Annotated in this window: 15 protein-coding genes and 1 pseudogene; 11 read left to right on the top strand and 5 right to left on the bottom strand. The window is 67.4% G+C overall.

The features are described from left to right. Nucleotides 1-21 precede the first annotated feature (21 nt). A complete protein-coding gene (locus tag ACZ46K_RS24550) occupies nt 22-792 on the bottom strand; it encodes a deoxyribonuclease IV (protein WP_464745254.1) in 771 nt (256 codons plus the stop codon). A gap of 68 nt (nt 793-860) precedes the next feature. Further along, the gene (locus ACZ46K_RS24545; RefSeq protein WP_054806365.1) at nt 861-1484 is read right to left on the bottom strand and encodes a T3SS (YopN, CesT) and YbjN peptide-binding chaperone 1; all 624 of its coding nucleotides are present in this window, start codon (nt 1482-1484) and stop codon (nt 861-863) included. Between the two features lie 178 nt (nt 1485-1662). Between ACZ46K_RS24545 and ACZ46K_RS24540 the strand changes: the two genes are divergently transcribed. The 3 genes from ACZ46K_RS24540 to ACZ46K_RS24530 all read left to right on the top strand — a co-directional run bounded on the left by ACZ46K_RS24540 (nt 1663) and on the right by ACZ46K_RS24530 (nt 5818). After that, nucleotides 1663-2424, top strand: a complete 762-nt coding sequence (locus ACZ46K_RS24540; protein WP_054806366.1) for an SDR family NAD(P)-dependent oxidoreductase — start codon at nt 1663-1665, stop codon at nt 2422-2424. 76 nt (nt 2425-2500) lie between these two features. Continuing rightward, complete coding sequence (locus tag ACZ46K_RS24535) at nt 2501-3277, top strand: ABC transporter ATP-binding protein (RefSeq protein WP_054810137.1); 777 nt, start codon at nt 2501-2503, stop codon at nt 3275-3277. 12 nt (nt 3278-3289) lie between these two features. Next, the gene (locus tag ACZ46K_RS24530; protein ID WP_464745252.1) at nt 3290-5818 is read left to right on the top strand and encodes an ABC transporter permease; all 2529 of its coding nucleotides are present in this window, start codon (nt 3290-3292) and stop codon (nt 5816-5818) included. A 13-nt stretch (nt 5819-5831) separates the two neighbouring features. Here the strand turns inward: ACZ46K_RS24530 and ACZ46K_RS24525 are convergent, their stop codons facing one another. Next, a complete protein-coding gene (locus ACZ46K_RS24525; protein ID WP_464745250.1) occupies nt 5832-7061 on the bottom strand; it encodes an FAD-dependent monooxygenase in 1230 nt (409 codons plus the stop codon). 102 nt (nt 7062-7163) lie between these two features. Here ACZ46K_RS24525 and ACZ46K_RS24520 point away from each other — a divergent pair, with 102 nt between their 5' ends. The 5 genes and pseudogenes from ACZ46K_RS24520 to ACZ46K_RS24500 all read left to right on the top strand — a co-directional run. Then, nucleotides 7164-7736 (top strand): TetR/AcrR family transcriptional regulator, encoded by a 573-nt coding sequence (locus ACZ46K_RS24520; RefSeq protein WP_054807737.1) that lies wholly within the window; start codon nt 7164-7166, stop codon nt 7734-7736. A 115-nt stretch (nt 7737-7851) separates the two neighbouring features. Further along, the gene (locus tag ACZ46K_RS24515; RefSeq protein ID WP_464745248.1) at nt 7852-9495 is read left to right on the top strand and encodes an alpha/beta hydrolase; all 1644 of its coding nucleotides are present in this window, start codon (nt 7852-7854) and stop codon (nt 9493-9495) included. Beyond that, a complete protein-coding gene (locus tag ACZ46K_RS24510) occupies nt 9492-9980 on the top strand; it encodes an LppA family lipoprotein (protein WP_054807736.1) in 489 nt (162 codons plus the stop codon). Before ACZ46K_RS24515 ends, ACZ46K_RS24510 begins: the two co-directional genes overlap by 4 nt. A gap of 59 nt (nt 9981-10039) precedes the next feature. Continuing rightward, nucleotides 10040-11158, top strand: coding sequence for a hypothetical protein (locus ACZ46K_RS24505; RefSeq protein WP_464745246.1), 1119 nt, complete (start codon nt 10040-10042; stop codon nt 11156-11158). A 59-nt stretch (nt 11159-11217) separates the two neighbouring features. After that, nucleotides 11218-12180 (top strand): annotated as a pseudogene (locus ACZ46K_RS24500) (MsnO8 family LLM class oxidoreductase); the annotation flags it as partial. Here ACZ46K_RS24500 and ACZ46K_RS24495 read toward each other — a convergent pair. Both ACZ46K_RS24495 and ACZ46K_RS24490 read right to left on the bottom strand, forming a co-directional pair. Next, a complete protein-coding gene (locus ACZ46K_RS24495; protein WP_464745244.1) occupies nt 12150-13145 on the bottom strand; it encodes a glycerate kinase in 996 nt (331 codons plus the stop codon). The pseudogene ACZ46K_RS24500 and the gene ACZ46K_RS24495 overlap by 31 nt on opposite strands. Beyond that, the gene (locus ACZ46K_RS24490) at nt 13142-14050 is read right to left on the bottom strand and encodes a hydroxymethylglutaryl-CoA lyase (protein ID WP_054810768.1); all 909 of its coding nucleotides are present in this window, start codon (nt 14048-14050) and stop codon (nt 13142-13144) included. The genes ACZ46K_RS24495 and ACZ46K_RS24490 overlap by 4 nt, the downstream gene beginning before the upstream one ends. Nucleotides 14051-14234: 184 nt before the next feature. Between ACZ46K_RS24490 and ACZ46K_RS24485 the strand changes: the two genes are divergently transcribed. From ACZ46K_RS24485 to ACZ46K_RS24475, 3 genes are all read left to right on the top strand, one after another. Further along, nucleotides 14235-14447, top strand: a complete 213-nt coding sequence (locus ACZ46K_RS24485) for a hypothetical protein (RefSeq protein ID WP_054807902.1) — start codon at nt 14235-14237, stop codon at nt 14445-14447. Between the two features lie 189 nt (nt 14448-14636). Next, nucleotides 14637-16742: a hypothetical protein gene (locus ACZ46K_RS24480; protein ID WP_464745242.1), complete on the top strand. Its 2106-nt coding sequence runs from the start codon at nt 14637-14639 to the stop codon at nt 16740-16742. Nucleotides 16743-16793: 51 nt separating this feature from the next. Beyond that, nucleotides 16794-17690, top strand: coding sequence for a hypothetical protein (locus tag ACZ46K_RS24475; protein ID WP_464745240.1), 897 nt, complete (start codon nt 16794-16796; stop codon nt 17688-17690). Nucleotides 17691-17718 lie beyond the last annotated feature (28 nt).

The following is a 17718-nucleotide window of genomic DNA, read 5'->3' as shown; positions in this document are numbered from 1 at the left end:
GCCGGACCGGATAACCACCGCTCAGGACGTCTGCTCACGCAGATAGGCGATGTCGTCGGCCAGCCCCTCGGCGGGCGTCTCCAGAATCACCGGCGCATTCGCCTTCAACGCGACCTCGGCGAGCAACTGCGGGTCGATCGTGCCGTCGGCGAGATTCGCGTGGCGGTCGCGGGCGGAATCGAACTCGTCGCGGGAGTTGTTCAAATGCACCAGATCGATGCGGCCGGTCAGCGCCCGCACCCGTTCGACGGCGTCGACGAGGTCTTCACCCGCCGCCCACGCATGGCATGTATCGAGGCAGAATCCGACGTCGTAGTCGCCGATCGCGTCCCACAGCCGGCCGATGGCATCGATGTAGCGGGCCATCGCGAAATCCCCGCCGGCGGTGTTCTCGACGAGGATCGGCACCGCGAACCCGCCCTTGTCCTCCTGCCGTTCGAACAGTTTGCGCCAGTTCTGGACGCCGGAGGCCACGCTCTCGCCGTCGCGGACGTGCCCGCCGTGTACGACGAGTCCGAACGCGCCGATCTTCGCCGCAGCGTCGGCGTGATCGGCGACGGCTTTACGTGACGGCATCCGAAGCCTGTTGTTCAGGCTCGCCACGTTGATGACGTACGGCGAGTGCACCACGACATCGATCTCAGAGGCGAGAATCTGCTCGGTACGAGGGTGCTCACCCGGCGTATGCCACTTCTGCGGGTCCGACAGGAACAGCTGCACGAGATCTGCGCCGAGCCGTTTGCCCTGGCCGATGGGATCGTCGTCCTGCCTGACATGCGCACCTATCCGCATGCCGTACAGACTAGCCCTGGATCGTGGTGTCCCGAGTGGGTTACGCCCGAGTGATCACGCCACCAGGGTTACGCTTCGGGCTGTCCCACAGGGATGTCCGCACCCAGGTCGCCCGCATCCTCGCCGCCGTGGCCGCAGGTGCAGCCTTCACCACAACCGCCACCACCGCACGGTCCGGCATATGACGTGTCGTCGGCATCGCAGTCGAGGACACCACCGAATCGTGCTGCGAAGTCGTCGTCGAGTTCGTGCGTGAGGTCGTGGATCTCGTCGATCAGGTTGATCAGGTGCTGCGGCGCGAAGGGATCTGCATCGAGGATCGTCGAGACGAGCAGGTGCCCGTCCTGGATGGTGAAACGCAGGCGCGCCCACTCGCTCGACAGGTCTGCCAGCTGATCGGCAGCCTTGGAGCGGTCGGCGAGATCACCGAGCAGCGACGACCAGATGTGCAGCTGCGGGCCGTCCTCCGCGACCGTCACGTACACACCGAATCCGTGGACGGGAATCGCGATGTCGCCGTCCTCGTCGGGCTCCGGCGCGCTGCCGAGCAGGTCGGTGAGCGCGTGGATCGCCAGGTCGCGGAGCTGCGTGTACTCCTCGGTCGCGACGGCCAACGCGCCGTCGATCCGGAGGGGCTCGGCGGCAGCGTTGCCCTGGCCGTGATCGTGGCCGTCGTGGTTGTGCTCGCTCATGCTGCCCTCGCTTGTGGTGCCTGCGGACCGAGGTGGTCCGGTGTCGAGTAGAGCCTAGCCCGTGTCGCCACGACGTAACTCCTGCGGAGTGCGGGGCATTCCGGTGAGCAGGACCGGCGAGTGCTCGGAAACGGTGGGGTCTGCTTCCATGCGGGGGCCGAGACAGGGAGGTCGCCGCATGGGCGCAATGGATGGCAAGGTCGCGTTGATCACCGGAGCAGGCCAGGGGGTGGGGCAGGGCATCGCCTTCGCGCTCGCCCGCGAAGGGGCTGCGATCGCGGTGACGGGACGGACCGAATCGAAACTCGTCGACACGGTCGAGCAGATCCGCGGGTTCGGTGGTACCGCCGAGCCGATTACCTGCGACATCTCCGATACCGCGCAGATCACCGCGGCGGTGGACAAGACCGTCGAGGCGTTCGGAGGAGTGGACGTCCTCGTCAACAACGCGAGCCTGAATCCGCTCGGTCCGGTGCTCGATCTGACTCCCGAGCTGATGACGAAGGCGTACGCATCCGGTCCCATCGCGTCGCTCCATGCGATGCAGTCGGTGTATCCGATCATGAAGCAGCGTGGCGGTGGATCGATCGTCAACATGGTCTCGTCGGCTGCGGTGCGGTGGGACATGAGCGGCTACGGGGGATACGCCTCCGTCAAGGAAGCGCTGCGCAGCCTGACGCGGGCCGCGGCCGCAGAATGGGGTGTCGACGGCATCCGCGTCAACGCGGTCGCCCCGCACGCGCTCTCACCCGGACTGAAATGGTGGACCGAGAACCGGCCCGACGAGGCAGCGGAGTTCGTCAGGAGCATCCCGCTCGGCCGCATCGGCGACTGTGAAGAAGACATCGGACGGGCCGTTCTGTGGATCGTCGGCGACGGCGCGCGCTATCTCACGGGCGCCACCATTCCTCTCGATGGTGGGCAGGCACGCTGGAGCTGACACCCTGACCACCCTGATCACGAATCAGGGTGGTCCCCGATGGTGCGATTAGGCATCACCGGGAAAGATGGTGCGCATGCCTTCGCATTCGGCCCCGGCCGCTCGATCCCAGGACCTGAAGAAAATCTACGGAACCGGCGAAACCGCAGTTCACGCACTCGACGGCGTGACGGTGGAGTTCGCCGCCGGTGAGTTCACCGCGATCATGGGCCCGTCCGGATCCGGTAAGTCGACACTGATGCACTGCCTCGCAGGCCTCGACAGTGCGACCTCGGGCGCGGTGCTCATCGGCGACACCGACCTGACGACCCTGTCCGACAAGGCGATGACCCAGCTCCGGCGTGACCGCATCGGCTTCGTCTTCCAGGCGTTCAACCTCGTCCCCACACTCACAGCGCTCGAGAACATCACGCTGCCGCTCGACATCGCCGGGCGCAAAGTCGACACCGAATGGCTCGACACCGTGGTCGGCAGGCTCGGGCTGGGGGACCGTCTGGACCACAAACCCGGCGAACTGTCCGGTGGCCAGCAGCAACGTGTCGCGTGTGCTCGTGCATTGGCAGGTAGGCCGGAGATCATCTTCGGCGACGAACCGACCGGCAACCTCGACTCGCACTCATCCGGTGAGGTGCTGGCGATTCTGCGCGCCGCGGTCGACGAGTTCGAGCAGACCGTTGTGATCGTCACCCACGATCCGCGTGCTGCCGGGTACGCCGATCGCGTCGTGTTCCTGTCCGATGGCCGCATCGTCGACGAGATGCGCGAGCCGACCGCCGACTCGGTGCTCGACCGCATGAAGCAGTTCGACACCGCTGCCGCTGCTCCTACAGCCACTGCCCCTACGGCGCAGTAGGAGTCGGCGACCATGAGTGGAAATCCCATCCGCAAGGTTGCGCTGCGCAACCTCGCTGCACACAAGGTGCGGCTCGCCCTGACGGTGCTGTCGGTGGTGCTCGGCACGGCCTTCATCACCGGGTCGTTCGTGTTCACCGACACCCTCCAGCGCACGTTCGACGATATCTTCGGTGACGTCGCCAAGGGCGTCGACGTTCGCGTCAGCAGCGAAGAGTTCGGCTCGAGCGGTGTACCGATCGACGACATCACCCGTGTCGATTCACTCGACGGCGTCGCACGCACGGCACCGACGATCGGTGGCGGACTCATCGTGCTCGGCTCCGACGGCGCCGCGATCCAGACCGGCGGTGCACCCGCCGAGGGGTACGCGTGGTTCCCGCCGGAACAATCGGTCGGAGAGCCCGAGGTGTTCGCCGAAGGCACCCCGCCCACGGCGCCCGGGCAGATCGCGCTCAACACGAGCGCAGCCGAGCGTGGCGACCTTGCGATCGGCGACGAGACCAAGGTCCTCACGATGTCCCAGGGCATGGTTCCCGTCACCGTGAGCGGCATCTACGACCTCGACACCGACACCGGCGGATACATCGGTGTCCTGTTCACCGAGCAGCAGGCGAGCCAGTTGTTCACCGACGGTCAGCACGTCCAGTTCCTCGATATCGTCGGCGACGGGTCGATGACCCCGGAAGCGCTGCGTGACGAGGTGGCCGGCGCGTTGCCCGACATGAAGGTGCAGACGGGCGCCGAAGTCACTGAGGAAACCCAGAATCAGGTGTCGGAAGCGTTGAGCTTCCTCAACTATTTCCTGCTCGCATTCGGTGCCATAGCACTGCTGGTCGGCACCTTCATCATCTACAACACGTTCTCGATGATCGTGGCTCAGCGCCTGCGCGAACTCGCCCTGCTGCGTGCCATCGGTGCGAGCCGCAAGCAGGTCGGCCGGTCGGTCACCCTCGAAGCGCTCGTCGTCGGTGTCATCGGCAGCGTGATCGGGATCGCGGCGGGTGTCGCGCTCGCCTACGGGCTGCGCGCGGCGCTCAATGCCGCGGATCTCGGACTGCCGTCCGGCCCGCTCCAATTGTCGCCGCGGACGGTGATCGTCGCGTTGCTCGTCGGCATCATCGTCACCGTCGTCAGTGCGTACGCGCCTGCCCGGCGTGCCATGCATGTGCCGCCGGTCGCTGCGATGCGTGAGGAATCCACGGCGTCCGTCGAGTCTCTGAAGATCCGCACGATCGCCGGTGCGGTCGCTGCTGTCGTCGGTGCCGTGCTCGTCGCGGTCGGTTCCCAGAGCACCGGAGGTGGCGCTGCCGCGACCGTCGGAGCAGGCGCGTTGGCGCTGATCCTCGCCGTGTTGTTCGCGGCTCCCGCTCTGTCTCGACCGGTCGTGAAGGTCCTCGGTGCAGTATTCGCACGACCCTTCGGTGCGGTCGGACGATTGGCCCGCACCAACGCGACCCGCAATCCGCGTCGCACCGCGGCAACTGCCTTCGCGCTCACTCTCGGCCTCATGCTCGTGTCCGTCATCGGCGTGTTCGGTTCGTCCGCGAAGGCCAGCGTCGACGCGCTCGTCGACACCGGCGTCAAGTCCGAGTTCGTGCTCACAGGGCCGCCGATGTTCGGACTGCCGATTGCGGCCGAGGACGCTGCGCGTGGCGTCGACGGCGTCGTGGAAGTGGTGTCCTCCCATGGTGTGCAGGCGACGATCGACGACGAGCCTGCATTCGGCACGGCGGTGACAGGTGGCTCCATCGACGACGTCCTCTCGCTGGAGATGAAGGAAGGAACCGACACCGTCACGGGCGACCAGATGGTCGTGTCGGAGACTGCCGCGTCGGACAACGGTTGGCAGCTCGGTGCCACCGTGCCGCTCACGAGCAAGGACGGTGAGACGGTCGACACCAGCGTCGTCGGGATCTATGCGGACAACCAGCTCATCGGTCCGTGGATCGTCTCGAACGAACTGTACGAACAGTTCACCCCGGCGGCGTCGCGGTCGGCGCAGGTCGTGCTCGTCAATACCGCCGACGGTGCTGATGCGGAGGCGGTCCGGACGGGACTCGAGGACGCCACCAAGGACCTCGTGATCGTCCAGGTCATGGACCGCGAGCAGTTCAAGGGGCAGCAGGCCCAGCAGATCGACATGCTCCTCGCGATCCTCTACGGATTGCTCGCACTCGCTGTCGTCATCGCGATCCTCGGCATCGTGAACACGCTCGCGTTGTCGGTCGTCGAGAGGCGACGCGAGATCGGCATGCTCCGCGCCGTCGGGATGCAACGCGCACAGGTCAGACGCACCATCTACATCGAGTCGCTGCTCATTGCGGTGTTCGGTGCGGTCGTCGGCCTCGCGCTGGGGCTGGTGTTCGGCTGGGCGTTCGTGAGCACCCTCGCCGATCAGGGACTCGACCGGATCTCGGTGCCGTGGGGTCAGGTCGTGGGGATGCTCATCGGTTCCGGTGTGGTGGGTGTGCTGGCTGCGCTGTGGCCGGGGCATCGGGCTGCGAAGACCCCGCCGCTGGAGGCCATCTCCGACATGTAGAGGCAGCACCGCGTCAACGAGCGGTGGGAGCGGAATCGACGGGATACGAAGGCAATTCGTACTCGTCGGTTCCGCTCATCATTTTTCTCATCATCGGGCGCAGCGGTCGCGAGACCATGACTCGGGCCATGGCGCGGGTGAGTATCGAGCCGATCCTGGTGGCCGGCAGCATCATCTTGACGCCCCCGCCGGGGAGTTCCTTCGCTTTGTCGAGGAACGGCGTCACCGTGGATTCGTAGCGGGCCAGAGCCGCCACCGGGTCGGTCGGGTCGGCGGCGAGTTCCCCGGCGAGCACATACGCACCGACGAGTGCCATGGCGGTGCCCATCCCACTCAGGGGTGACCCGCAGTAGCCGGCGTCACCGAGTAGGGTCACCCGTCCCGCCGACAGGTGCGGCACATCGATGCGGGTGAGTTCGTCGAAGTAGAAATCGGGGGTGGCGGCCATCGCTTCGAGGATCTGAGGGGCCAGCCAGCCCGCGTCGGCCAGCATCCGACGGACGAACCGTTGCTGTGCATCGACGTCGCGCCGCAGGGCAGGGTCGGCGTCGACGCGCAGCATGACGAGGGCTTTGGACGTGTCCGGATCGACGTCGGTACGGAGCCCGATCGCGGCGCCCCGCATCGGGTGCATCGTCATCCAGTCGGGTTCGATCCCCGAAGGGGTCGGGACGGAGAAGTGGGCCATGTATGCGCCGAGATAGGTAGCGAACTGTGCTTCGGGACCGAAGGCAAGTTGTCGGGTCGCCGAGTGGACGCCGTCTGCTGCGATGACGAGATCGAACCGTTCGACGCTGCGCGACGCGAGGACGACCTCGACGCCATCCGCGTCCTGTGTCATCGATTCGATCCATTCGCCGTAGCGGTAGTCGAGCCCTTCTCCGACCGAGGCCAGCTCGTCCAGCAGTACCTGGTTCAGATCGCCGCGGGCGATCTCGATATCGGCCACCGGGCCATTGCCGTCGAACATGTCTGCGGGCATCCGGCTGTACGGCTGTCCGTCGCGGTCGACGTAGACCATCCCCTGCTCGTGCAACCGGTGTGCGCGGATGCCCGGCATCAGGCCCATGCGCTGCGCAACCTCACGGCTCGGCCCCCGCAGGTCGACGGCTTGGCCGCCGGGGCGCGGGGCAGTGGCCCGCTCGACCACCGTGGTGCGGATGCCGGCGCGAAGCAATTGCAGTGCAACGGCATTACCGGCGATCCCGCCGCCGCTGACGAGTACGTGCAGATCGAAGTCCATGCTGTGCCCCTTTGTTAGAACGAATGTCTTAGACATATGTGTAACACGACGATGGAACATATGTCTAGAACAAATGTCTAAGACGACTGCTAGGCTGTCGACATGGGAAATCGAGAGGATCTGCTGGAGGGGGCCCGCAAGGCGATTCTCGAGCACGGGTCGGCCAAGGTCACCGCGCGTGATATCGCGACGGCGGCCGGAGTGAGCCTGGCTGCCATCGGCTACCACTTCGGATCGAAGGACCGGCTCGTCACCGAGGCGCTGACCGAGGGCGTAGGGAGCGGGATCGGCGACCGCATGGAAGATGCGATCCGCAGTGCGGGTGCGGGGCGGCCCCTGCACGAGACGCTCGGACCGACCTGGGACGACATGATCGCGATCCTGGGCGACCACCGCGAGGACCTGATGTTGAGCATGGAGAACCTCGTGCACATCGCACACTCCGACGACTCAGGGCATTACATGGCCGAGGCGTCCGAGCGTGCACACCTCGACCTGACAGCCGCGTTGCGCGACACTCACCCCGACCTTTCGGAGGCGCACGCCGCTGCGCTGGGCAAACTGCTGTTCGTCCTGTTTCAAGGGGTCGCGACGCTCTCGCTGGCAGCGCCGACCGCGCACCTGCTCGACGGCCACGACCTGATCCTCGCTGTCGACGCGATACGAAAGACGTAACTGCTCTCGGGAGCGTCGCCGACAGGCGACGCCCCGGGTTGTCCACAGGCAACCGATTCATCCACAGATATCGGCCCCGAGGCCCTCCCCGGGCCGGTAGTCGTATGCACGCCCTATGCTTTCGCGGCAGGGGGGTGGACACGACATGGACCTGCGCGATCTGGCCCGGTGGAATCCGGATGCATTGGAAGGCCTCGGCGCCGACCTCGATGGGCGTGCCGAGGAACTGAACCGCATCGCCGGTGACATCCGCCGAGCGGCCACGTTCGGGGGAGCCTGGACCGGCGGCGCGGCGGATGCCGCAGCGATATCGTTGCGAACACTCGTCGATGCTGTTGATGTTCAGGCTGATTCGTATCGACGGGTGAGTGCGTGCGCAGCCGTCGTGGTTCCGCAACTACGCGCATTGCATACCGAGCTCGCGGCTGCACACACCTGGGCGGACGAACACGGCCTCGTCATCGAAGCGGACGGCGCGCTCATCGAAGCCTCCGGACGTGTCGGAGTCGAACCGGACGCCGACCGCAGTGCATTGCGTGCGCGACTCGACACGCTCCTCCGGCGCGCACAGCAACTCGGCGATGAGGCAGCATCGATGCTCGCGCGCGCCCACCCTGATGAGAGTTCCGTCCCGGCAATGCAGTTCGTCCACGCCTCCACCCGGTTTCCGGCGATAGGTCCGGTTCCCGATCCCGGATCGGATCCGGGTGTGGTCGCCGCCTGGTGGAACGGCCTCAGCCCCTTCGACCGCACCGTGCTGCTCACCGAATATCCGGAGCGAGTCGGGAGCCTCGACGGAGTGCCCTCCGAGGTTCGCGACCTCGCGAACCGCGCCCTGCTCGGAATCGAACGCGAACGGTTGGAGGCAGTTGCCCTGCAGCTACAGGAAGAGCTGGAGAACAACGTATTCGGCGGTCTTGTTTCCAATGCCGATGCGGGGCTCGCACAGACCCTGAACAAGCTCGACGCCCTCGACGCGATCGACCGCACACTCGCGCTGGACGACCGCCGACTGCTCGCACTCGACATGTCCGGCCGCGAGGCGATGGCTGCAGTCGCGGTGGGCGACATCGACACCGCCGACCACATCGCGGTGTACACCCCGGGTGCGGGATCGACAGTGCAGGGAAACCTCCACGGATACGACCAGCAGGTCTCCGCGTTGCGCGACGAAGCCCGACGAGAACTCGGTCGTGTCGACCGAGGCTCCGAGACCGTTGCCGCTGTCACCTGGATGAATTATCAGGCACCGCATTTCGGTTGGGGACTCGCCTTCACCGAGCGCAGTCCCGTCTCGGATCTGTCCGCGACGCTGGCCGCGCCGCGCCTGGCAACTTTCCTCGACGGGCTCGATGCGTCTCGCCCCGACTCGCCACCACACGTGACCGCGATCGGTCATTCGTACGGAGCACTCGTGACGAGTCTCGCGTTGCAGCAGGGTGCGGAGGCCGACAAGGCGGTCTTTGCCGGCGCCGCCGGCCTCGGTACCTCCGACGTCGGCACACTCGGAATGGCGCCCGGATCGATGTTCCTCATCGAGGCAGATGAAGACCTCATCGCCGACACCGGGATCTTCGGCGGCGACCCCAGTCGTCTTCCGGGCCTGACCCGTCTTTCCAGCGATGCGGGAGAAGATTTTTCGGGTGATCCGCGCACCGCGTCGGTAGGACACAGCTCCTATCTGGTGCCCGGTTCCATGAGCACCTACAACATTGCGGTCGTCATCGCGGACACCGCCGACGAACGGAGTATCCGATGAGTGAGGTTTCTGTTCTCAGCGCATGCATCGCTGCAGCCGTGACCCTGACGGTGACCGGATGCGCCACAGCGAGCTCCCGAGCGGTTCCCGAGCCGGTCGCCGACACCAGCGCCGCAGCCGTCGAGTACTACCTCCAGGTCCAGCGCGACGTCACGGACGCACTCTCCGAGGAATTCCCCGAACTCGAGTTCTCCGAGAAATACTCGCGCACGAACGCGGGGTGCACCCTCGCCGACGGAACCTACGGAATGTCGGTCCACCTTCCCATCCAGGGAAGTTCGAGCCCTGTACCGGTGGCAGATCTGCAGCGTGCCGCCGACCTGTTCGAGCGCACCGCCGCCGGTGCGGGCTTCCACGGACGTCAGGTCCTGCCACCCGACACAGGGTTCTCGATGCGGATGTTCGCCGCCGACGGTTCGTACATCACCTTCGGCAGCTATGTGGCGGCGATCGTCGGACTGACCGTCGGGTGCTACCGGATCTGAGCATCGAATTCGGTTACGCTCGTGCGGTCCGTGACGATCTTGGCGAAGAGGCGGTGACGATGCGTCCTGTACTCGGCGTTGCCGTCGACGACGGTGAGGTATCCGCAGTCCTCGTCGACGCCGACGTTCCGCAGCTCGGCCCCTTCGACTCGCAGCGCTGGGCGGCCGAACCGGATGTGTCGGAGGCCGACGCCGTCGCGCGGGCCGTGACCTCGATGGCGGAACGGGCGGAGAACGCGTCGCTGACCGTCGGCGCGATCGGACTGGTCGCCCTGCCGAGCAGCGACGCCGACACCGACACGGTCGTGGAGGCGATCCGCGCGGCGAGCGAGGCACCGGTCGAAGTGGTCCCACTCGACGCGGCACGGCTTGCGTACCTGGCCGGAGCACCCGAACTTGCAGACACTCCCGTCCTGGCCCTCCACACCCGCACGGGGGGTGTCGAGTCGGCGTCGATCGTCGATACCCGATCCCGGACGGTGCTGTCTTCGGTTGTTCGTGGCGACGACGCCCTGCCCGACACCGCCGCCCTGCCCGATGCCATGGACGAAGCGCTCGCCCGGGCCGGCGTCTCACCGGCGGCGCTGGTCTTCCTCGACCTGCGCCCCGGCGACGTGGTGTCCGCCCGGGAACTCTCCACGATCCTCGGTGTCCCGTTCGTGACGCCGCACGGTGTGCCATGGCACCGCCCTACCGGGGCGGCCCTGGTCGCATCACGACGTCTTCCATTGCAGCCTGCTGCTGCGGCGGGTGCGGCATCGACTCGCCGAAACCTGGCTCTCATGGCCGTCGTCGTCGCTCTCGTTGCGATGCTCGGCGGGGGTCTGGCGCTCGCGATGGGCGGTTCCGGCGGTGGGGCCGAAGGTTCGAGCGGTGTCGAGGGGCCTGGCAGTTCCGCTGGACAGAGCGAGAGATCCGGCACCACCGAGTTCGCGCCCGAAACGGACACCCCGGAACTGTGGGATCGTCTCGCCCCGCATCCTGTTCCCCGCGACGCGGAAACTCCGGGCGATGCCGACACATCACAGAACCCGGCACCCGAGGGCAGTGATCCGTGCGGCGCCGCGCAACCCGCGTCGTGGCCGGCCCGCGGGTCCGACCCCGCCCCGAGCCCTACACCGGAACCTGCACCGGAGCCGACACCGCCCTGCGAGCAGCCGGTCGACCCGGCGTCCTGACCACTGCAGGTAGGGCTCCTCCGGGATGATCGCCGCACAGTGAGGCGTTGACAACCCACATGGATGTCGCACTGTCGCTGCTCGACCGCTCCCGCACCAGGGAGGGGCAGGACGACGCTTCTGCACTACGGCAGACCCTGCACCGCGCGGAGCTCGCGGAAGCCGCGGGATATCACCGTTTCTGGGTCGCCGAACATCACGCGGTGCCGGGTGTGGCATCCGGCGCCCCGGCACTGCTGATCCAGGCCGTCGCCGACCGTACGCATCGAATCCGGGTCGGGTCGGCCGGGGTGATGCTGCCCAATCATCAGCCGATCGTCGTCGCCGAACAGTTCGCCACACTCGGAGCGCTGCATCCGGGGCGGATCGATCTCGGTGTCGGGCGGTCGCTCGGCTTCACCGCGCCTATTCGCGAGGCCTTGCGCACCACCCGCGCGGACCCGGACGACTTCGCCGCAGATATCGCCGAACTGCGCGCATATCTCGACGACACGGCGCCGGTGTCGATCAGGCCACGTGTCGCGCAACCTCCGCCGCTGTTCGTGCTCGGGACCGGTGCCGGCCTTCAGGTGGCCTCACACCTGGGCCTACCCGCAGTCGTCGCAGGTCCGATCCTGACGCGGGGACCCGAACCGTTCGACCGCTATCGCGCCGACTACCGGCCCAGCGCAGCGAATCCCGAGCCGTACCTGGTGGTCGGTGCCGACATCCTCATCGCCGACACCGAAGCGGACGCGGCCGACCTGCTGTTGCCGGAAGGGTGGGCGATGGCGCTGTCCCGAGAGCGCGGCTACTTCCCGCCGCTGTCGCCTGTCGAGACACTGCGCGACCTACCCGTCACCGAGCGCCGACTGCGGGTTCTCGACGGCACAGCGGCTGCGGCGATCGTCGGCACCGAGGATCAGGTCGCCGAACAGATCGAGAAGATCATCGCGACGACAGGCGCCGCCGAGGTACTGAGCTCGGGTTCCACATACGACCTCGACGCGCTCTACGCGTCGGACGCGCGGCTGGCGCGACTGTTCGGCCTAGGCCCGGCGAGCGCCGCCCCCGCAGCCCGCATCGTCTCCGCATCCGATGCCACCAGTACATCCGCGAACCGCGACCGGTAGTCGCCGAGATCGTCACCGACCGACCCCACCACCGCGACGACAGGCGCCGAACCACTACGCGCCAGGATTGCCGAGATGATCTTGCCGGCACGCGACTGTGCGTCGAGTCGTCCCTCGCCGACCACGACGAGGTCGGCGGCGGCGAGCGCGGCGTCGAATCCGGCCACGTCGAGCACGTAGTCGGCGCCGGGGCGCAATTCGGCGTCGAATCGGGCCCACAGTCCGCCCGAGAATCCGCCTGCCGCACCTGTGCCGTCCACCTCCCGCGGGTCACGAGGCAACGACGCTGCAGCTTCGTGCAGTCGCGTCGTCAGCAGTGCGACGGTCGCGGGGTCGGCGCCCTTCTGCGGTCCGAACACCCGCGCGGCGTCGGTGTAGCGGGTGGTGACATCGGTGAGCACGACGACCGACGCGGAGCCCAGGCCGCCGGCGTCGTCGATCGCTGCGATCGCTCCGAGACCACCGTCGGTGGTGGCCGACCCGCCCGCGGCCACGACGATCTGTCGGGCACCATGTTTCGCCGCGGCGGCCATGATCATCCCGGTGCCGTACGTGTCGGCGGTCGCAGCATCGCGAACACCGTTGTGCGCGGTCGTGATTCCACTGACCGTGGCAAGCTCGACGATCGCGGTGCCGTCGGGGGACAGGCCGAAGAATCCAGGACAGGGCACGCGCCACGGGTTGACTGCGTCGACGTCGATCCGTTCGAGTCCGAGCGGATCCGTGAGGACGTCGAGGGTGCCCTCACCGCCATCGGCCACGGGCATGCGGACCGCCTCATGGCCCGCGGATTCCGCTCCTGCAGCGATCGCGTCGGCGACCTCGGCCGCGGTGTAGGTGCCCTTGAAACTGTCGGGTGCGATCAGGATCCTCACGCGCGGACGACCCATTCGAACGCGTCGGCCTCCGATCGTGCGCCCTGCCGGGCGCGGGACCGGTTCGGCTCGTCGAGTTCGGCGACGACATCCTCTCCGAGCCGGACGATGTCCGCGAACACCTGCGGTGAGAGCCACGACGGGCGGGTCGCGAAGAGCAGATCCTCGCTCGCGGTGTTGCCGCTCGCTCCGGGGGCGAACGGGCAACCACCGAGCCCACCGAGCGCGCCGTCGACGACGTTCGCGCCCGCCTCGATCGCGGCGAGACTGTTCGCGACACCCAGACCCCACGTGTCGTGGCCGTGGTAGACGATCCGACGGTCGGGTGACTCCGCGCGGATGCGAGAGACAAGCGCGCTGACCTGTCCGGGAACGGCTTGGCCGAGGGTGTCCGCAACGACGATGTCGGCCGATCCGTCGGCCCGCGGGTCGCATGCGATCTCGAGGACACGGTCGGGATCCACGGGCCCGTCGAACGGGCAGGTGAACGAGGTCGCCAGACACAGCTGGATATTGCCTCCCGCGGCGTGGGCCAGTTCCACGGCGGCGGGCATCGCCGCGAGGCTGTCCTCGGTGTCGCGGCCGATGTTCGCGCGGTTGTGGGAATCGGACACCGAGAAGCAGTACTGGAACCGCCGCGCTCCTGCGGCGAGTGCCTTCTCCACATGTCGCGGGGTGGCCACCCAGATCCAGCAGCGGTCCAGCTCTTCCTCGGTGAGCGCAGACACCAGTTCGAGGGTGTTGGCCATCGGCGGCACGAGGTCGGCGCGGGCCAACGACCCGATCTCGAGCTCGGGTACCCCCGCGGCGAGGAGAGCACGTACGATCTCGACCTTGCGCTGTGTCGGGAGCAGCTTCCCGGTGAGCTGCAGCCCGTCGCGCAAGGTCACATCCCGCAGGATCACATCGTGCCCGGTCGACCGTGTATCCACGTCGTGCCTCCCATCTCTCGCGCCATATTGTGCCGAGTATCCTCGCGCCGCGATTCGTACACCAATCGGGGACACACCGCCCGAGTGTTGCCGCATTTGTGACAGGTGACACTATCGTTGCGACCTGTATGGGGACTTGCCGGAAGGTATTTGAGAAATGGGAGCGTTCGTCGGGAAAGCGCTGCTGTGGTGTGCACTGGTGGTAGGGCTGATCGGGTCCGGGATCGCCGTGTACGCCTTGCACGTGAACGGGGCAGTGGGCTCGCTCATCGTCGCATCGGTCGCGGGGCTCGTGCTGTTGCGCCTGCGGCCGGAGGACGGAGGACAGGGGGCCGGCGATGATGCCCCTCACGACGCGGCAGTGACCTGACGTCGGCCGCGCCTCCACATGGTGGGCCGACGAAGGATCGATAGGGCTCCGCTCACCGAACAGCAGTACCGACTTACGGCGAGACCGCGGTTTCGGCCGGTATGCTGAGCGGTCGGGCGTCCGCATGGACGTTCCGCACGGAGGGACCTACGACGGTTCCCACGGGACGTCGAAGAGGAGCATCGGTTCGTGTCGTTGTGGTCACGTGCGCTTTCGGTCGACGAACTCGACGACCGAACCTGGCTCGAGCTCATGCCGTGGCTCGATCGCTACGGTTCTGCGCGCACCGCAGCGTTGAATGCGCTCGCGCCGACGCCGAGCTGGTGGGAAACGCAGTCACCCGCTCAGACCGCCGCCGACACCGAGATCCCGGAGCTGTGCGCGGAACTGTCCCGGATCTACGTGACCGACCACCCCGAGCTACGGTTCGCGGACGGCTTGATCCGCACCGTCGAAGTCGCCGTGGAAGCCCTCGACCTGGGGGTGTCGGCCGCGACGATCGTTGCGCGCCTCCCGCATGCCCCCACCACCGCGGAGCTGTTCAGCCGCAGCCCCGCCGATCTGTTCGAGGTGCGCGGCGCAGACGGCGACGCGGTCTACGAAATCGTCTGCGCGGCTCTCGTACTCACGGTGCTGCGCGACCCGGCCACGCTCGCACCGGAAGAGTCGGCAGCGCCTGTCCCGGCGCTCGCGCTTCTCGTCGACGATCTCGCTGCCGTCGCACGGTGGCGGACGCTGTGCGGCGAGCGGGACCGACCGCTGCTGCGCATCGGCCTCGACACGGGTGCGCCCGAGGAGATCCAGGAGGCCGTCGCACGGCTCGGGGCGATCGCCGCCCGGGATCTTCCGGTGGGGGGCCCGGCCGATCCGGTGAGCGAACTCGCCGACTATGTTGCGTCGTTACCCGACACCGAGCGCGAAACCCTGCGACGCCGCATCCATGACGATGTCGACGCCGATTCGTCCCAACCTTCGACATTCCCGTTCGGCACCGCGGTGGGGGACTTCCTGGCGGCGCTGCGTACCGACGTGCGCCCGGTGGCCTCGTTCGGCCGAATCCTGCGCGACCGCCCCGTGCTCGCGCAGATGGTGCCGGGACTCGACGCGCCGTTGTGGAAGGTCCTCGACCGCCTCGACGATCGCTGCACTGTCGCGGGTGGATGGATCGCCGTGCCCGACCTCGCCGAGGCGGAGAAGCAGACTCGCGCGCTGCTCGGTGAGTTCGAATCCGCCAACGGAGTGGTACCACCCGCAGGGGTCGCGGCGATATGGGACCTGCCCGCGGACGAATTCGAATCGTGGATGAACCACTGCGGCACCACCATGTTCGACGGCCGGATACTCATGCCCCAGGAGACCGTCGCCGGTCACGCTGCGCAGATCCTCGAGGTGGTAGGCGACCCGCTCTCCGTCGAAACACTCGTCGCGCGCATGGACGCGAACATCGACATCCACAGCGTCGTCGAAGAACTTGGTGACGACGACCGGTTCACCGTCACCGAGGACGACGGCCTGTGGGGCCTACTCGAATGGGAGACCGACCTCGTCACCGCCGTCGGTGCGCGCATCGCGCGGCTCGTCGATGGTGCCGGCGGCTCGATCGAGCTCGACAAGGTGGCCGAAGCACTGGTCCAGCGGTTCTCGATCTCCGATGCATCCGCCCGGGTATTCGCGGCGAGCGGGGATTTCGAAGTCGTTGCCGACTGCGTCCGCCGTCGGCGACGCACCCATGTGCCCGCCTTGCCCCCGGAACGCACCAGACGCCTGTACCGGCTCGACGAGCACTGGCGGCTGCGGATTCCCGTGACGCGCGACCACATGCGTGGCGCCGAGGTTCCGATTCCGTCCGCTGTCGCGGGCATCGTCGGGTGCGAGCCCGGCGCCGAGACCGTGCTGAAGTCGAGGCTCGGACCCCAGGTGTTGCGGTGGACCGGGCCGATTCCACAACTCGCGTCGGTGCGTCGGTTCCTGGACGAGATCGGTATCGACGAGTACGGCGAGCTGTTCTTCGAAGTCCGGTCGGACGGCCGGTTCGACGTGCTGCCGCTGCGCACGTTCGCTTCCAATGCCGATCCCCTCCGCAAAGCGCTCGCGCTCATCGGCTACACGACGCCGGAGGTCGTGCCCGAGGAGAGGATCGCCGCCGCGTTCGCGACGGCGATCGGGCTCGCCGGCGAGACCCGCCCGCGCCGCATCCTCAGCGCCTACCGTGCACGTCACGAAGCCGAGGTGGTCTCGTTGCTCGAGAGTGCGTGGGTGCGCGTACCCAGCGGTCAGGATCGTCCTCACCTGTGAGTGGAGTTGCCGGGTGGTGCATCGGGGGTACCTCGTAGCACGATGGTGCATATGAACGACCTGCCGAATCCCGACGTTTCCGGCGCGATCCCTGCGGATGCGATCGTGCGTGCGCTGGCGGGGGTCGTCGGATCGGTCGAAGCCGCGATCGTGCGGCTCGGAGGCGACGACGCCGAACCCGACACCGTCGACAAGATCCTCGCGGCGGCCGGCGCTCCCGATCTCGGCGACGTCGTCGCCCACCACAACACGCTGACGCGCGCGATCGCGATCGTCGATCACCGCGGATCGCTCCCCGAGGAAGAGTGGGGCACGATCGCAGAACTCGGACCGCTGCTCTCCGTGGTGGTCCAGCGACTCCGCGCCTACGCCGTCGCGCTCCTCGACCCGGTCGAGCCCGGCATCACCGTCTCCGCACACGTCGCATTGCTGCTCACCATGGCCGATGAGGGCCGATTCGGTGAGACGTTGCAGCTGCTCGTGCTCGTCGAGGACGCCGCGACCATGTGGCAGCGACTGTGCATCGAACACGCCCGCACTGCTGGACCGGATGAACTGAGCCGGATTCTCAGCGCGTCGCGCATCCTGCTGGCCGAGCACTTCGAACAGGACGGCGAGCTGCTCCGCCGAGGACGTCGCGCGCTCGCCCGCCTCGCCGAGGGCACCCCTCTCGAGGTCGTCAGACGATTGTCCTCACCGCGCATCACGCGCACGCTCGCACGATTGAGAGAGGACCTCGAGGATTTCCGTGCGGCGTGCCGCGCCGACGCGGCAGGCTGGCTCGTCGACGAGGATCCCGAGATCGCCGACGCACTCGATTCCATCGACAGTCCGCTCAAGTCGGTCGGTGGTGCCCTCGGCCGAGGCCTCGCGAAGGTATCCGACGCGCGGCATCGCGCAGTCGAGAGCGACGGCGAATCCGAGGAGCCGGCTCCCGAACCGGACTAGGTGGTGGGGGCCGACACCTAGGGTGCGT

It is taken from the genome of Rhodococcus sp. JCM 9793 (assembly GCF_055380405.1).
The sequence above is the reverse complement of the archived record's forward strand: the minus strand, read 5'-3'. Positions and strand labels throughout refer to the sequence as shown.

What these genes read in the sequence shown, in the direction of transcription:
- ACZ46K_RS24550 (WP_464745254.1), bottom strand. Translation starts at nt 792, where the DNA reads ATGCGGATAGGTGCGCATGTCAGGCAGGACGACGATCCCATCGGCCAG.
- ACZ46K_RS24545 (WP_054806365.1), bottom strand. Translation starts at nt 1,484, where the DNA reads ATGAGCGAGCACAACCACGACGGCCACGATCACGGCCAGGGCAACGCT.
- ACZ46K_RS24540 (WP_054806366.1), top strand. Translation starts at nt 1,663, where the DNA reads ATGGGCGCAATGGATGGCAAGGTCGCGTTGATCACCGGAGCAGGCCAG.
- ACZ46K_RS24535 (WP_054810137.1), top strand. Translation starts at nt 2,501, where the DNA reads ATGCCTTCGCATTCGGCCCCGGCCGCTCGATCCCAGGACCTGAAGAAA.
- ACZ46K_RS24530 (WP_464745252.1), top strand. Translation starts at nt 3,290, where the DNA reads ATGAGTGGAAATCCCATCCGCAAGGTTGCGCTGCGCAACCTCGCTGCA.
- ACZ46K_RS24525 (WP_464745250.1), bottom strand. Translation starts at nt 7,061, where the DNA reads ATGGACTTCGATCTGCACGTACTCGTCAGCGGCGGCGGGATCGCCGGT.
- ACZ46K_RS24520 (WP_054807737.1), top strand. Translation starts at nt 7,164, where the DNA reads ATGGGAAATCGAGAGGATCTGCTGGAGGGGGCCCGCAAGGCGATTCTC.
- ACZ46K_RS24515 (WP_464745248.1), top strand. Translation starts at nt 7,852, where the DNA reads ATGCTTTCGCGGCAGGGGGGTGGACACGACATGGACCTGCGCGATCTG.
- ACZ46K_RS24510 (WP_054807736.1), top strand. Translation starts at nt 9,492, where the DNA reads ATGAGTGAGGTTTCTGTTCTCAGCGCATGCATCGCTGCAGCCGTGACC.
- ACZ46K_RS24505 (WP_464745246.1), top strand. Translation starts at nt 10,040, where the DNA reads ATGCGTCCTGTACTCGGCGTTGCCGTCGACGACGGTGAGGTATCCGCA.
- ACZ46K_RS24485 (WP_054807902.1), top strand. Translation starts at nt 14,235, where the DNA reads ATGGGAGCGTTCGTCGGGAAAGCGCTGCTGTGGTGTGCACTGGTGGTA.
- ACZ46K_RS24475 (WP_464745240.1), top strand. Translation starts at nt 16,794, where the DNA reads ATGAACGACCTGCCGAATCCCGACGTTTCCGGCGCGATCCCTGCGGAT.